This is a genomic window from Haloimpatiens lingqiaonensis, from assembly GCF_901447495.1.
Classification (GTDB): Bacteria; Bacillota; Clostridia; order Clostridiales; family Clostridiaceae; genus Haloimpatiens; species Haloimpatiens lingqiaonensis.
The window spans coordinates 1-16,349 of the sequence record NZ_CABDWS010000009.1 but is presented as its reverse complement, the minus strand read 5'-3'; the positions used below and the strand labels follow the sequence as shown (position 1 = coordinate 16,349).

The following is a 16,349-nucleotide window of genomic DNA, read 5'->3' as shown; positions in this document are numbered from 1 at the left end:
GGAGAATTAGATGAAACGGCTTTGTTATGCTTCTTTATTAAAAGTTCTTTATCATTGTAAACCTTATAATGTTTCACAATGCTTAATCAACGGTACAATGCTTCTAATATTAGATGATTACGAAGATTTGACTGGAGATGATAATGCTGCATCAAGGATGGCTACAGGACATAGAAATGTTTCTCCTGAAGCTGGAGCAGAGGCAAGAAATGTTAAAGTCTCTAGTGTTATAGATTACTTTAGGGATAATGTTATCTCTTTACTCAATAAAGCAAAGATTAAGACTGCAATTTTGGCATTGAGAGATATTCTTGCCGACGATGATTCTATTCCAGGGGATACTCCAATATATCTAGAAAGTCTTAAGACTAAGGATGAGATCATTAATGAAACTGTATTTGATCCAGCAGAATTAATAGCTAATATTTTTTTATATACTGTTGCCAATGTAAAAAGCACTGATTTGAAAACTGAAATTAAAGAAGTAACAGAGGAGTACTTAAATTCATTTGATTCAAAGAAAGATACTATTTCATTTATGAAAAACATTGCTACATCTACCACTTCAATAAAAAAGACTATTAAAGATAAAAATTTCAATGGAATATTTAATGAAGTGAAGCATTTAGAGGCACTTGGGTTAAAAAATAATAACGAGCTTAGAGTTTTTCATTTGAATGTGATAAATAATAAATTTTCTAGCAGAGATTTAAAAAAGTTTCTTGTTTCAAATGTTGGGATGTATGTATTTTCAAGAGCTGAGATAGAACAATTTAAAATAGAGGACGATGTAGAAAGCATAGGATTACAAGCGTTAAATAGATTAAAGAAATATGGCGGAGCGAATTATTTAACAGGAGACACCCTTGGTGATATGATTCTTTATGCCTTTCTAGAACAAGTTTTAAACGCTCCCAAAATTATGAGTAAGATTGAATTAGCTACTACTGCAAGTAGGTATGGAAGTAAAAGTGATGGTATACACTTATTAACAATTGATGAGGGTTTGGGACAGCCTTATCATCAGCTTGTATTTGGGGCATCACAAATCATTGGAGATTTAACTAGTGCGGTTGATAAGTCAATGGAGGCTGTAAAGGATATTAATGATGACCCCTCGACTGAATTAAATGTAGTGGAGAGCACTTTATTCGGTAGAGTATTTGACGACTCTACAGCAGAGTATATGAAAAATATTATCCTGCCAAGTAGGGGAGGAGCATCTGCAGTAGACCAAGCTTACGGTATATTTTTGGGCTATACACTAGGATTGGATTCATCAACTTTGTCAAACTCTCAGTTTCGTGTTGAAGCAGTCAACAAGATGAAAGAGGACATAAAATCAACTGCACCTTATATTGTAGATAAAATTAATAGTATGGGCATGAATGGGTATTCATTCTATTTTTATGTTTTACCATTTAACGATGCTCCTAATGAGAAAAAATGCATAATATCCGATTTGCTAGCAGGGGGTGTATGCTAAATGGGAAAACCCGACAATCCAACTTTTGGAGAATTACTTTATAAAGATATAGATGATAATGAATTTCTGAATGAATTATATGAAAATATTCTATACAATTATTCCTTGGAACTTTTTAAAATTAATAAACCACACCTTGAAGTAGATATATCTGCAGCCCTACGTTTTGCTGATATACTATCAAAATCTGTCCATAAAGAAAAAGCGGACAAGCATAAAATCTGGGCTCAAGAGATAGTTGCACTTTTACATAGAATTTATCCACAGGATTATAGGATTAAACATTATATGGGGTCGGTACTTCAAAGTACAGGTAATTACCGTGGGATGGATATGATTACCCCAGATTTCCAGCCAACCACACTACCTGAAAAGCTTTATACAGATTTTAATAAAGATTATTTAAGTATTCCAGCAGAACCAGAACAACAATTCTTTCGTTCCCAAAAAATTGTATATGATAGGTTAAAGGACGATTATTTTAGTTATTCTGGGCCTACTTCAATGGGAAAATCTTTTATTATGCGTATGTTCCTAAAGGAAAAGGTTATGAATGGTATACATTCTAATTTTGCTATTATAGTTCCTACAAAAGCATTAATTAATGAAGTGAGTAGTAAAATAATTAATGATTTGAAAGAGCTTCTTAAAGAACATAATTATAGGTTAATTACCTCTGCAGGGGCGTTATCTTTAAAAGAAAAACATAATTTTATTTTTGTCCTTACTCCAGAGCGGCTTCTTTATTTACTAATAGACAATCCAGCAATTAACATTGAATATTTGTTTATAGATGAGGCACATAAAATTTCAGCTAAAGGGAGTCGTAGTGCGTTTTACTATAAAGTAGTGGATATGCTATGTAGAAAAAAGGAAAAACCTCATGTTGTTTTTGCTTCACCAAATATTCCTAATCCAGAAATATATTTAAAGCTTATTCCAGAAGCATATAACATTAATGAACAAAAACTAACTACATCTTTTGCTCCAGTAAGCCAAATGAAGTATTTAATTGATTTGCCTAACAAGAAAATAGAAATATTTAATGATAGTAACAAAAACTTTATTGAAGTTGCAAAACTTAACAGAGAGGCAACAGTATGTGAATTAATAACTCGATTGGGTGGGGATGGTCAAAATATTATTTATTGTCCTGGAATAAACAAGGCAATTACGTATGCACTTGATTTTGCTAAAAATAAAGAAATAAAGAACAACCAAGAACTTAATATTTTGGCAAAGGATATAGCAAATGAGGTTCATAGAGATTATTATTTAGCTGATTTAATTCCTAAAGGTGTCGCTTACCATATTGGCTACTTGCCATCAACTATTAAAATGCGTATTGAAGAGCTTTATAGACAAGGGTTGATTGAAACCTTATTTTGTACCAGTACTTTAATGGAAGGGGTTAATTTGCCAGCAGATAATTTGTTTGTTACAGATTATAAAATTGGAAGAGGTAGAATGTCAGCCATAGATTTTAAAAATCTTATTGGAAGGGTTGGACGAATAGAGTATAACCTTTATGGCAATGCATTCCTCATGCGACCAGAAGAAAAGGTAAAATCAGAAATTTTTGTGGAGCTACTAAAAGAAGATATTCCCGAGCAAAAACTATCCATTGTAACAGAATTATCAAATAATCAAAAAACTAAAATTATTGAAAGTTTGGTCAAGGGCGATGCCCAGCTGACTCAATATCCTAAGAATCAAACAGCTGAAGAATATTCTCTTATGAGGAAATTTACTGGTATTTTATTAAGGGATATAATGCAGGGTAATAAAAGTTTAGTGTGGAAGGAATTCGCTCACCTATTGGATAAGGAAATAGAGGAGGAAATAAGAAGTATATTTAATAAAAAAGAAAATAGGCCAGATGATGACATTAATGTTTCAATTGACCAATCAAATAACTTAACAACAGCAATAGTGAAGGGATTAAAATATCCTGAAATTAATGCAAATGGGAATGTAGCGTACAATGAATTATTAGCATTTTTAGAAGAACTTTGTAAAATATTTAAATGGGAAATATATGAAAAGTCTACTCTAGGATTCAAGAGTAAAGATGGAAGACACGGTAAATTAAGATGGTATGCTGTTATATTATCTCAATGGATTAAGGGGACAGGCTTGAGTTATATAATGGAAAAAGGTTTAGAGTATAAGCGTAATAGACCCAAGACAGGTGTCCGAGTAAACGGAAAAATTTTAGATTACAATGACTCTAAGGAACATAGAAATATTGCAATATCAGAAGCTTTAGATGCAATAGAAAATGTTATCCTCTTTAGTATATCTAATTATTTTTTAAGATTCTCGACAGAATACAAACGGATACATGAGGTAGAGTCCTTTAACAATGACTGGTATGAATATGTAGAGTATGGAACAACAAATCCACTATCTATAATGCTTCAAAGAAATGGCTTTTCTAGGGAAACTTCAACTTATATAAGAAGGAATAGAGACGAGTATGTAGTTAAAACAATAGATGGAGATATAAAATTAAGAAGCAGTTTGGCGGATTGTGGGAATGTCAGTGTCCAAAAAGAAGTTGAAGATATTAAATACAATATACCAGAGTTATTCGTGGATTAAATAGTATAGGGCTTGATAAAAGAAGGGTAATGATTAAAATAAAAAAAAATAAATTTGAATAGAAGGAGAATATAGAAAATGAAAAATATTTTTGAAATAGTACAAGAGGTACTTTTAGGTGCTGATAAGTACCAATCAGAAGATAACAATTTGTTAAAAGCTAAAGTGTACTCAGACATAATGATGATGGATGAAGAGTTGTTATCTCTTTTGTTAAGCAATGAAAGAATAAAGGAAGAATTTTTTACGAAAGTAAAAGATACTCTAATTTTTGACAAACAAAATTTGCATGGCTTATTGAATCGAAAGAATTTCTTCCAGACAGCTATACAAGATATTCAAATAAAATAGGTTTAACATCAAATGGGAACTTCATTTCTCAGAAGAACGACGTGGTTCTAGATTTTCCTTATAAAGATTGTTATTTGCAGGGCGGTCAAGATAAGGAAGATCAGAAAAGAGAAGAAATCTTCTACCACGAGACTATTGCCAATGATGAAGTAACTAGAATGCTCGCACCTAAAGTTTTTACAAATGCAAAACGTTATACAAAGGAAGGTATCGAAGAAAATATTGAGTTTAAAGATGATGACAATTTAATTATAAAAGGTAATAATTTAATTGCACTATCAAGCTTATTAAAAAGATACGAAGGTAAGGTAAAATTAATATATATCGATCCACCATACAATACAGGTAGTGATAGCTTCAGATATAACGACTCTTTTAATCACTCGACCTGGTTAACATTTATGAAAAATAGGCTTGATTTAGCAAAAAAATTATTAGCAGATGATGGAAGTATATATGTTCAGATTGATAATAATGAAGTTCATTATCTGAAGGTACTTATGGATGATGTATTCGGAGAGTCAAATTTTCAAAGGGAAATAATTTGGGTCTTAAAAGGTGTATCTGGCTATAAATCTTTAGTAAATAATTATGTAAGAGGGCATGATACTATTTTGTTTTTTACGAAGTCTAAAGACTTTATATATAACAAACAGTATTTGCCATATTCAGATGAGCAGTTGAAAAGATTTTCAAGTGTTGACGAAGATGGTAGAAAATATAAAACAATTACCAAAACAAGAAGAATGTATTTAGACGAGGCAAAAGGTGTGCCGCTAACAGATGTGTGGGATGATATAGCTAGCTTTCAAACAATTGTGAACTCTCCTGAGATAACAGGATTTAATACGCAAAAACCTGAAAGATTAATAAAAAGAATCATTGATTGCTCAAGTAATAAAGGTGACTTAATTCTTGACTTTAACTTAGGATCAGGAACAACAGCTGCAGTTGCTCACAAAATGGAACGTAAATATATAGGGATTGAGCAAATGGATTATATAAATGAAGTTACAATTCCACGCCTTAAAAGAGTTATCGAAGGTGACAAAAGTGGGATATCAGAGGTGGTTGATTGGCAAGGTGGGGGATCTTTTGTTTATTGTGAACTCCTAGAAAACTCCAAAGAGCTTATTGATGAAATTCAAAATGCAACGGATGCAACAATTACTGATATAAAAGAAAAAATATATAGAGATGAAAGAATAGTTCCATATATTACGAGAGATGAATTAGAGGCGGTTGATGTAGAGTTTGAAAAGTTGACCCTCGAGGAGAAAAAGATGGCTTTATGTGCATTGGTAGATAAAAACAAGCTGTATGTTAATTTATCTGATATTGACGATAAAGAATACAATATTAGTGATAAAGATAGAAAATTTACAGAATCCTTCTATAAAAGGGAGGTTTAATTAATGGAACAAAGGTTTTTATATGAAAAATTAAATGTTGTAAAAGAACTAGGTCAGTTAAAAGATATACCTGAAATAATTGAAAAAGGATTAGCACCCCATATTCATCTTCGTGAGTATCAAGAAGAGGCTTTTCGCTATTTTATTACCTATTTTGAGGAAGAAAACTTAAGGAAAAATAAACAAATACATAATCTTTTTCACATGGCTACAGGCAGCGGAAAGACAGTGATTATGGCGGGTTTAATTCTTTATTTGTATACTAAAGGGTATCGTAATTTCATGTTCTTTGTTAATCAAACTAATATATTGGAAAAAACAAAAGAAAACTTTACTAATCCTCTATCGTCAAAGTATCTTTTCAATGATGTAATTGAATATTTAGGAAATAAAATTAATATTAAAATGGTGGATAATTTTAGTGGAAATGATTTAGAGGAAGATATACAAATTTGCTTTACTACAACACAGAAGCTTCATATGGATTTATTCACACCGAAAGAAAACTCTTTAACATATGAAGATTTTGAAAATAATAAAATTGTATTTATATCAGATGAAAGTCATCATGTAAATACTCTTACCAAAAGGGCATCAAAAGCGGAAAAAGAAGCTAAAAATAGCTGGGAGTATTCTGTTACTAATGCTTTTTACAGAAATAGAGACAATATAATGCTCGAATTTACTGCTACAGCAGATTTAAAAGATACAAATGTTAAAAATAAATACCTAGATAAAATAATCTACAACTATCCACTCATTAACTTTAGGTCTAGTGGATACACTAAGGATTTTCAAAATTTTGGAACAGACAGTGAACCATGGGAGAGAACTTTGATAGCTCTTATTATGAGTGAATATCGTAAGTATCTTTTTGCAGACTGTAAGCTAAATATTAAACCCGTTATTATGCTTAAATCCCAAAAAATTAAAGAATCGGAGGACTTTTACGAGGAGTTCTTCTCTAAAATAGATTCTTTAACAGGCTCAGAAATACAAGAACTTTATTCCGCAAAGATAGATATACTTACACAAGCATTAGATTACTTTAAAGCTAAAGACTCAAGCTTTCAACTGTTAGAACATAGTTTAAAAAGTAGTTTTACTAGGGATAACTCAATTATTATTAATGGAGCTGCAGATAATAGCAGAGAAAATCAATTGCTTGTTAACTCCCTAGAGGACGAAGACAATCCAATTCGTCTTATTTTTGCTGTAGATATGTTAAATGAAGGTTGGGATGTACTTAATCTATTCGATATAGTAAGGCTTTATGATACGAGACAAGCAAGTGGAAAAGCTGGTAAAATCGGTGCATACACTATAAAAGAGGCTCAGTTAATAGGTCGTGGTGCGAGATATTGTCCATTTAAAGTTTCAGAGGAACAAAATCGATTTAAAAGAAAATATGACAATGATCTTAACAATGAGTATCGCATATTAGAAACTATGTTTTTTCATAGCAGAAATGATTCACGTTATATAGCTGAATTAAGACAGGCTTTAATTGCAACAGGGCTTCAGGATGAAAATCCTATTAAATTAGAATATAAACTAAAAAAGGAATTTAAAGATACTGAGCTTTATAACAAAGGATTAGTATTCTCAAATAAGCGTATTCCAAAAGGAAGAGATGAAGTAAAATCATTAGAAGAAAGAATTAGAAATAGGGTATATAGATATACACAAAAAACAACCCGAGGTGCAGTAGTAAATTTAATTGGAGATAATAAAACATCAACAACTGCTTCAGAAATAAAAACTATAAAATTTAAAGATATTGATTATAATGTATTGCTTGGTGCAAGTGAAAAGTTTAATGAACTTAGATTTAGTGTGATACAAAGCAAGTTCCCGCATGTGAAAACGTTGAAAGAATTTTTAACCTCAGAAGAATACCTGGGGAACTCTACGATTGAGATTAAATATTTTACTGAAAACATCACTGGTAGGGATTTATTTAAGGCTTGTATAGGAGCATTTGAGAAAGTATCAAGCTATATAATTTCCTTGAAACCAGAATATATTGGAACGACTGAATTTGAGCCAAAAGCAATTAAATCTGTTATTAAGGATAAGAGTATTTATCTATCTAGGCTTGATGAAAATGGTGGGAAAGGTGTATCACAAGTGAATTGTCCCAATCCAGAATATCAGATTGATTTATCAAAAGAGAGTTGGTATGTTTTCAACGATAATTATGGGACTAGTGAAGAAAAATTATTTATTAAATTTTTCAAAACTGATATTGAACCAAAATTAAAGGCTAAGGGATTAGAGTATTATGTAGTTAGAAATGAAAGAATACCCGAACTTGCTATTTATAGCTTTGAACATGGTGAACGATTTGAGCCTGATTATCTGCTTTTTGTGGCTAAAAAGAACAGTGATAATATATCTAACTACCAAACCTATATTGAACCTAAAGGGAATCATTTACTTAAGGAAGATAAATGGAAAGAGGAATTTTTAAATGAAATAGGGGAAAAGCATTATATTTCTAAAACTTTAATATCTGGAAATGAGTATAAAATAATGGGGTTACCTTTTTATAATGATCAATACCGAAGAGAAGACTTCTTAGAAAAAGTATCTGCATGGATAGATACAATTTAAATTTTGGCTTTAGTAAAGTAGAAAGGAGGTTTTGTTGTGGCTGTACGAGGGAAAAGCATAAACTTATTTCTGATGGATGGGACAGCTGTTGGGAGGATAAAATGTACTCTCGCTAATTGGACGGGTGTTGCTTATAAAATACCTAGAACAGAACTTGATAAATGTAAAGAGCGGGAAGATCTTAAGCAAAGTGGCGTTTACTTTTTATTTGGGACATCTGATGAAACGGGAGAAAATATTGTCTACATTGGTCAAGCAGGGGCAAGAAAAAATGGTGAGGGCTTACTTTATCGTCTGCAGGAACATAAAAGAGATGATAGCAAAGATTATTGGACAGAAGCAGTTGTCTTTACTACTTCAAACAATTCTTTTGGGCCAACTGAAATAAGCTATTTAGAAAATAGATTTTTTAATTTAGCTAAAAACGCAAGAAGATATAGTGTTAAAAACAATAGCGATCCAACGTCAGGTAATGTAACTGAAGAAAAAGAAAGTGAGTTGGAGGAGTTTATAGAGTATGCTGAAATAGTTATGGGGACATTCGGTCATAGAGTATTTGAATCCCTTGAAGAAAAGCCAACTAATAAAGAAATTAAGGAAGTAGAAATTGATGATGAGCCTGTATTATTTTTGAAAACTTCTAAAGCTGAAGCCAAAGGCCGAAGAACTAATGAAGGCTTTGTTGTTTACAAAGGTGCGTTAGTTTCTGTTAATCCTACTAAAAGTTGCCCAGAGACTATTAATAATTTGAGAGAGCGATATAGTGATAGGATAAAAAGTGGCATGCTTCAAGAGGATATACTTTTTACAAGCCCTTCTGCAGCAGCAGGTTTTGTAACATATGCCAGTGCTAATGGCATGATTATGTGGTTAGATAAAAAGGGAAGAACTTTAAAAGAAATAGAAAGCAATGAAGATTAATGTCTCTGGAAGGAGGAAGTGCCTAAATGTCAAATGAATTAATTTCTTTATCAACACTATTTCAAAATAGACTATTTAGAATACCAGATTATCAAAGAGGATATGCATGGAAAAAAGAACAACTAGTAGATTTTTGGGAGGATTTATTAAATCTTCATGAAGATAGATATCATTATACTGGACTTTTATCTTTAAAAGCGGTTAATAAAGAAAGTTTACGCTTATGGGGAGAAGACAGCTGGTTGATTGATATTGGCTATAAGGCATATCATGTTGTAGATGGTCAGCAAAGATTAACCACGTTTTCTATACTTATGTATGAGATAATATCTTTTATTAAGAGGTTAGATGAAAATCAAGAAAAATCGGATGATCAGATATTCATAGGATTTGAATCCGTCAAAGCGATTACAGAAAAGTATATAATGAAGAGTCGACCACCAGAAAACATGATTAAAACATATATGTTTGGATATGAGTTAGACAATCCTAGCTATAATTACTTGAAACATAAAATATTTGAAGAACAATTTGGTGGAACAATTGTTGAGACTTATTATACTCAAAATCTTATGTATGCAAAAAAGTTCTTTGCTAGAAACCTTGAGTCTTTATTTGAAGCAGAAGGCATAGATGGTATTGAAAAACTATACAAAAGGCTTACATTAAAACTAATGTTTAACCTACATGAAATTGAGGATGATTACGATGTTTTTGTGGCCTTGAAACAATGAATAATAGAGGAAAAAAACTTAGTAACTTAGAACTTTTAAAAAACAGACTTATCTATTTAACAACTTTGTTTGATGATGAACAGTTAGACAATAAGGATAAAGGACAATTAAGAAAGAATATCAATGATGCTTGGAAAGAAGTATATTATCAGCTAGGAAGAAATCAAAACCACCCCTTAGCTGATGATGAATTTTTAAGGGCTCATTGGACAGTCTACTTTCAGTATACACGTAGAAAAGGCGATGACTATATTAAGTTTTTATTGAATAAATTTTCTTCAAAAAATGTATTTGATAAGCATCCTGTTACAATTGATAATGAAATAGCTGAACCTCAAACTGAGGATGAAGATTTTGATGATGAGGATGTAGTTGAAAATACGGAAGAGGAAACTATCCTAGTAAGCAAATTAGCTCCAAGTGAGATAAATGCTTATGTAAGTAGTCTTAAGGAAATTGCAGAGTACTGGTATTACACTTATTTTCCTCATGATAGTGATGAATTATCTGCTGAAGAAAAGCAATGGATAAATAAATTAAATAGAATTGGAATTGGATATTTTAGACCACTAGTTGCTATATCTTTGTCTCTCAAAAATGAAGTTGAAGCGGAGGAACGTGTTTTACTTTTTAAAGAGATAGAACGTTTCATATTTCTTTGTTTTAGAATGGCGGGATATAATGCCAGCTATAAAAGTAGCTATTATTATAATAAGGCAAGAGATGTTTTACATAGAAAAACAAGCTTGAAATCTGTGGCAGATGATTTAATGGAGACAATAGATAATGATTTAAATCCAATTATAACAAGCTTTATAGCTAGAACAGATAGACGCTTTGATTCGGGTTTAGGCTTTTATGGTTGGCGAGATTTAAGATATTTTTTATACGAATATGAAAGCCACTTATCTACTAAAAACAATATTCAAAAAATAGACTGGCAGATGTTTTCTAAGGTTGAAAAAGACAAAATTACAATTGAACATATTTTGCCTCAAACACCAACTAAATGGTATTGGCGTAATCAATTCCGTCATTTTAATGAAGAGGAAATAAAGATTTTGTCTGCTAGTTTAGGTAATCTATTACCCCTTGCACAGAGCATAAATTCTTCTTTGCAAAATGATAGTTTCCCCGATAAGAAGAATCCTTCATCAAAAAGAAGAGGTTATATTAATGGATCACATTCAGAGATAGAAGTGGCTATAGAAGAAGACTGGACTCCTGAAGCTATTTTAAATAGAGGTTTAAAGCTTTTAGAATTTATGGAGAATAGGTGGGGTCTCGACTTTACAGTAGAACAAAAAAATGAGTTGCTCCACATTGATTTTGTTAATGAAGAGAGAGATGAAGTGCCAGAAATTCCAGAGCCTACAACAAATGATTTACCTAAAACAGATAAGAGCTCTTCATTTTTAAAGGAAGGGTTAACAGCCCTCCAACAGCAACGACTCAATTTTTGGAGGAGTTTTGTTGATTATTGTAAGTCAATTGATAGAGGGAAGGATATAGCCTCTCAAAAACCCGCTCATGTAAATTGGTATGACGTAGCTATTGGAAATAGTGAATACTATATCTTTTTTCAAATTATGAAACAAAATATTTTACGCATTGGTATCTATGTTCATCAACCTGAGACATTTAAAAGGCTAGAGCTTTTAAGGAATGAAATAGAAAGCATGTATGGATCTGAACTTGAGTGGTATACAAGCCGTAAAACTAGCACCGCAAAAAGGATACTTCATTCTATAGAAACAGATGTGTTTAACCCAGAACTATATTTAGAAAATTTCAATTGGCTAATCTCACAATATGATAAATTAAAATCGACATTAGAAGAAATTGATACAGCTTCTATTCTATCTGTAGATAATGCCAATAATTCTAGTATTACTAGTGAAATGGTAGCTTACGCTTATGATGTCTCTAAAAAGGTATTTGAAGGAAAGTTAGGAAGAACGGAAGGTAGAGATGAAATTGCAGATAGAGTAAATATGAATTCTGGCTCAGCTGGAGATTATATTTCAGCTTTTTATGCAATGATGAATGGCGAAAGATATACAAGAACTCTTAATGAATACTCTACTAGATATTTTTTAAAGGCGATTTATGAAGATTATGGAGAGTTAGCTTTAAAAAAAGCTATTGATGCTTGTAGAAAGCATGCTACTTATTATGCCGCCCTAGGTCGTGGAAGATTAGCTTATGTTGAAAAGATTGTTGAAGAGTACTCAAATTAAAGACTTATATCTTTTAATTTTGCCTATACTTTTTAATTATTTCTATAAAGTACAGATAAGGTGTGTTCAAAAATAAAAAACAAAGAAGAGCAAAGATTGATTTTAGCATTATTTATTAATTGATCTATAGAAATTTATACTTTAGATGTATATAAAACAACAGAATCCCTTGTTATCAAGGGTTTTTCTGCTATTCAAAACCTACTGAGACACAATCTAGGTTTTCAGAATTGTATTAAAGACGGTAAGAACATAGATCCTGCTTGTGGGTGTGGAAATTTTTTAGTTATTGCTTATAGGGAATTAAGAAGGTTAGAATTAGAAATTTATAAAGAGTTATATGTAAATGATAACATGTTTGTTCAAATGTCAGTGGATATAAATATACTTTATGATTGCATTGATGTTGATTGTATGTATGGTATAGAAAAAGAGGAGTTTGCAGCGAATATTGCTCAGGTTGCAATATGGTTAGTAGATCATCAAATGAATATGGAATTGTCACAAGAATTTGGTGAGTATTTTGTTAGGTTTCCTTTGAAAAAGGCAGCTAATATAATAAATGGAAATGCTTTAAAAGTTAATTGGAATGAAATCATACCTAGAGAAAAATTAACATATATAGTAGGAAATCCACCATTTATATCAAAGAAAAATAGGGATAAGCAGCAAAACTTAGACATGCAAGCAATATGTAAAGAAGTTACAAATTATGGGTTACTGGATTATGTTTGTTGTTGGTATATTAAGACTGTAGAGTTTATTAAAAATACAAATATAAAGGTGGCCTTTATTTCAACAAATTCAATTGTACAAGGGGAACAAGTAAGTGTATTGTGGAAGTATTTACTGAAAAAGAATATTAAAATAAATTTTGCACATAGGACATTTAAATGGAGTAATGAATATAGAAAAGATGCTCAGGTATATGTTGTAATAATTGGGTTTTCGTATATTAATAGTTTGAATAAGGTAATATATGATTACGAAATACCAAATTCTAATCCAATGAAGATTAAGGTAAAAAAGATAAATCCATATCTTTTAGAACAAGATGATTTTATAATAGAAAATAGAAGTAAACCTATTTGTAAAGTTCCTAAGATTAATTTTGGAAATATGCCTAATGACAATGGAAATTTTCTCTTTACTGATGAGGAAAAAAATGAATTTCTATTAAGAGAGCCCAAGGCAGAAAAATTTTTTAGACGTTTTATTAGTGCAAGAGAATTTTTGCATGATGAGAAAAGATGGTGTTTATGGTTAAAAGATGCTAAGCCTTCAGAAATTGTGGATATGCCTAAAGTATATAATTTGGTTAAAAGGGTTAAAGAGAGTAGATTATCTAGCAAAAGAGGGGCTACAAGAAAATTAGCGGATTATCCTTATTTATTTGGAGAAATAAGACAGGAAAAAGGAAATTATATATTAATACCTAGACATTCCTCAGAACAGAGAAAATATATTCCCATGGGTTTTTTTAGTGATGAATATATTGCAGCGGACTCATGTTGTATTATCAAAAATGCTGATTTATATCACTTTGGGGTACTAATGTCCGAAATGCATATGGCATGGGTAAGGCAAATATGTGGTAGAATAAAAAGTGACTTTAGATATTCAAATAAACTTGTGTATAATAATTTCCCATGGCCAGAAAACCCTAGTTATGAAAAAATGCTTTGCGTGGAAAAAACTGTAAAGAGGCTATTGAGGGTTAGAGAAGAGTATAAAGATCAATCGCTAGCACAATTATATAATCCAGTTATAACACCCTATAAGCTTTGTGAAGTTCATAAGGAACTTGATAAAGCGGTGGACAAATGTTATAGATCCCAAAAATTTTATAATGACTTTAATAGAATGAAGTTTTTGTTTGATTTATACAAAAGTTATATTAATAATGATTGATAGCAATCTTTTGAGATTATATATATCAGTGAAAACTGTTCTCTCTTTCTATTAGTATTATTACAATGAAAGCGAGAGACGATTATGAAAAAAATAAAAAATAAGTATGTTAAAACAATTAATTCATTGGCTTTTCCTATATTAATGAATTATTTGATTTCAAGTATATTTGAAATTATGGATAAAGTTATAGTGGGTCATTATTCAACGGAAGGCTTTGCAGGGGTAGAAATACTAAGAAGTGCATGTTCTAGCTTACTAAAGTTATATTAGGATAGCTACATCTTTTAAAAAATATTGAATGTATCTAAATATTTAGTATAAAAAAATCCTAGGAAATTCATAAAGTACAAAGTAACATAAAAGTAGTAGCCTAGCACCAAAAAATTGCATCTAGCATATAATAATAAATAACAATTTTTTGAGGTTTGCTCTATGATTTGTGTTATTAATTTAAGTATGCCAAGAAAAGGCATTCAAAAATTTTATAATAATTGTATGTTTAAAATTAAGTGTAAAAATATACATTTGAACAAAGGACTTAAAATAGCTTCCATTACATCAATGGGTATGATTTTTATCAGTGGCACATCTTACGCCAGTAGTATAGCAGGTAAAAGTAACTGTATAGGAAATCATGGGATATTAGAGTGTGTGGGATATCCAGGTGTGGATTTTGCCTTTCAGATTTTTAAAATGAGAAAAGATTTGTACAATTATATGGTATATAAGATTAAGAAAAATTAAAAAATAAACACTTTAGCTTATTAGCTGAGGTGTTTATTTTAAAAATATGGTAAAATAGGTATTAAGGGGAAATGGTAATAAATAAGGGGTGTTAATATGGAAAATTTGAATGAAAGATTAATTAAATTAAAGGAGAAAATTGAAGAAAATAAAAAAGTAAAGGAAGAGCTAAAAAAGTTACAAATAGAAATAAAAAGGGAAAAGGAAAAATTAGAACGATTTGAGAAAGTTTTGAATAAGGAAAAAAGGGATGTAGAAAAACTTCAGAAGACGGGCTTTAACAATTTATTATATACTATTCTTAATAAGAAGGAAGAAAAATTAAGTAAGGAACAGGAGGAATATATGGCTGCTAAATTTAAATATGAGCAGTGCTTTCAGTATGTACAGCAGCTTAAAGAGAAAATATATAGCAGTGAACATGAGATATATGAATTAAGAAATCTGGAACTAGAATATAATAATATTATTGAGGAAAAAGAGAGAATTATTTTAGAAAAGGGAGACAGCGATTCAAAAGAAATTATGGATATACGTGAACAAATAGCGGATATGGAGGCATATGTTAAAAAAATAAGAGAAGTTGTATCAGTTGCATGGAGTGTGCTATATAGTATGGATACGGTAATAAATTCTTTGAAAGATGCAAAGAGTTGGGGAACCGTAGATATAATAGGGAGTGGAGCTATATCTACCATGGTAAAACACTCACATATAAATAAGGCAGAAAAGGATTTGTATAGGGTTAAAGATAGAATGAGAGAACTTGAAAGACAAATAAGTTATATGCAAAATTTCCCAATGGATATTGAATATGTAGATATAAATATAGGAAAATTTGCAACCTTTGCAGACTATTTTTTTGATGGTTTATTTGCAGATTTATATGTTCAGTCTAAGATAGAGGATTTTCTAAAAAAAGTACTGGATAACTATGATAAAGTAGAAATGTTAATAAGGAATTTGAAAAGAAGAGAAGAAAAAGTTACAAGTACTATTGAGGAATTATACAGAAAAAAGAGGCATATGGTATTTGATATTAGATAGCCCCATAGTGCATATAGTGCATAGTAATGATACTTTAATTTCATTCATATTTCCCTCGCTTCCCAGTTGAATTATTTTTATATTTTCCAATATATTTTAGATTATAGTATAATTTGTGAGTTATACTACATTACTAACTAATGAGTTCCATTGCAATTATAATTATAATTATACCTAATTAATATAAGTTAAACAATGGCTTTGGAATTATCATTAAGAGGCAAAATTTATATAAAGCAAATTTTACTTATTTAATAAGTTGATTAGGAAAGCTATGGAT

12 protein-coding genes are annotated in these 16,349 nt (G+C 30.7%); all 12 read left to right on the top strand.

Annotated features, from left to right (window positions below; all coding sequences use genetic code 11):
* Positions 1–10: 10 nt before the first annotated feature.
* The 12 genes from FGK85_RS03045 (at position 11) to FGK85_RS03000 (ending at position 16,069) form a co-directional block, all read left to right on the top strand.
* Positions 11–1,486 carry a HamA C-terminal domain-containing protein gene (locus tag FGK85_RS03045; RefSeq protein ID WP_138203644.1) on the top strand — a complete coding sequence of 492 codons (1,476 nt, stop codon included), beginning with the start codon at positions 11–13 and terminating at the stop codon, positions 1,484–1,486.
* Positions 1,487–4,090 (top strand): DEAD/DEAH box helicase, encoded by a 2,604-nt coding sequence (locus FGK85_RS03040; protein WP_138203641.1) that lies wholly within the window; start codon positions 1,487–1,489, stop codon positions 4,088–4,090.
* Between the two features lie 78 nt (positions 4,091–4,168).
* Positions 4,169–4,441: a site-specific DNA-methyltransferase gene (locus FGK85_RS15555; RefSeq protein WP_243122791.1), complete on the top strand. Its 273-nt coding sequence runs from the start codon at positions 4,169–4,171 to the stop codon at positions 4,439–4,441.
* A gap of 74 nt (positions 4,442–4,515) precedes the next feature.
* On the top strand, positions 4,516–5,853 hold the full coding sequence (locus tag FGK85_RS03035; RefSeq protein WP_243122790.1) for a site-specific DNA-methyltransferase: 1,338 nt from the start codon (positions 4,516–4,518) through the stop codon (positions 5,851–5,853).
* A gap of 3 nt (positions 5,854–5,856) precedes the next feature.
* On the top strand, positions 5,857–8,469 hold the full coding sequence (locus FGK85_RS03030) for a DEAD/DEAH box helicase family protein (RefSeq protein WP_138203639.1): 2,613 nt from the start codon (positions 5,857–5,859) through the stop codon (positions 8,467–8,469).
* A gap of 36 nt (positions 8,470–8,505) precedes the next feature.
* On the top strand, positions 8,506–9,390 hold the full coding sequence (locus FGK85_RS03025; RefSeq protein ID WP_138203637.1) for a GIY-YIG nuclease family protein: 885 nt from the start codon (positions 8,506–8,508) through the stop codon (positions 9,388–9,390).
* 26 nt (positions 9,391–9,416) lie between these two features.
* A complete protein-coding gene (locus FGK85_RS15470; protein ID WP_207670511.1) occupies positions 9,417–10,124 on the top strand; it encodes a DUF262 domain-containing protein in 708 nt (235 codons plus the stop codon).
* The gene (locus FGK85_RS03020; RefSeq protein WP_207670510.1) at positions 10,121–12,364 is read left to right on the top strand and encodes a DUF4268 domain-containing protein; all 2,244 of its coding nucleotides are present in this window, start codon (positions 10,121–10,123) and stop codon (positions 12,362–12,364) included. The genes FGK85_RS15470 and FGK85_RS03020 overlap by 4 nt, the downstream gene beginning before the upstream one ends.
* Before the next feature lie 126 nt (positions 12,365–12,490).
* Positions 12,491–14,275 carry a DNA methyltransferase gene (locus FGK85_RS03015; RefSeq protein WP_138203635.1) on the top strand — a complete coding sequence of 595 codons (1,785 nt, stop codon included), beginning with the start codon at positions 12,491–12,493 and terminating at the stop codon, positions 14,273–14,275.
* A gap of 84 nt (positions 14,276–14,359) precedes the next feature.
* Positions 14,360–14,548: a hypothetical protein gene (locus FGK85_RS03010; protein ID WP_138203633.1), complete on the top strand. Its 189-nt coding sequence runs from the start codon at positions 14,360–14,362 to the stop codon at positions 14,546–14,548.
* A gap of 162 nt (positions 14,549–14,710) precedes the next feature.
* Positions 14,711–15,022 (top strand): hypothetical protein, encoded by a 312-nt coding sequence (locus FGK85_RS03005; RefSeq protein ID WP_138203631.1) that lies wholly within the window; start codon positions 14,711–14,713, stop codon positions 15,020–15,022.
* A gap of 96 nt (positions 15,023–15,118) precedes the next feature.
* Positions 15,119–16,069 carry a kinetochore Spc7 family protein gene (locus FGK85_RS03000; RefSeq protein ID WP_138203629.1) on the top strand — a complete coding sequence of 317 codons (951 nt, stop codon included), beginning with the start codon at positions 15,119–15,121 and terminating at the stop codon, positions 16,067–16,069.
* Positions 16,070–16,349 lie beyond the last annotated feature (280 nt).

Coding starts and splice junctions, on each gene's coding strand:
- FGK85_RS15470 (WP_207670511.1), top strand. CDS start 9,417: ATGTCAAATGAATTAATTTCTTTATCAACACTATTTCAAAATAGACTA.
- FGK85_RS03005 (WP_138203631.1), top strand. CDS start 14,711: ATGATTTGTGTTATTAATTTAAGTATGCCAAGAAAAGGCATTCAAAAA.
- FGK85_RS03045 (WP_138203644.1), top strand. CDS start 11: ATGAAACGGCTTTGTTATGCTTCTTTATTAAAAGTTCTTTATCATTGT.
- FGK85_RS03020 (WP_207670510.1), top strand. CDS start 10,121: ATGAATAATAGAGGAAAAAAACTTAGTAACTTAGAACTTTTAAAAAAC.
- FGK85_RS03010 (WP_138203633.1), top strand. CDS start 14,360: ATGAAAAAAATAAAAAATAAGTATGTTAAAACAATTAATTCATTGGCT.
- FGK85_RS03000 (WP_138203629.1), top strand. CDS start 15,119: ATGGAAAATTTGAATGAAAGATTAATTAAATTAAAGGAGAAAATTGAA.
- FGK85_RS03030 (WP_138203639.1), top strand. CDS start 5,857: ATGGAACAAAGGTTTTTATATGAAAAATTAAATGTTGTAAAAGAACTA.
- FGK85_RS03040 (WP_138203641.1), top strand. CDS start 1,487: ATGGGAAAACCCGACAATCCAACTTTTGGAGAATTACTTTATAAAGAT.
- FGK85_RS15555 (WP_243122791.1), top strand. CDS start 4,169: ATGAAAAATATTTTTGAAATAGTACAAGAGGTACTTTTAGGTGCTGAT.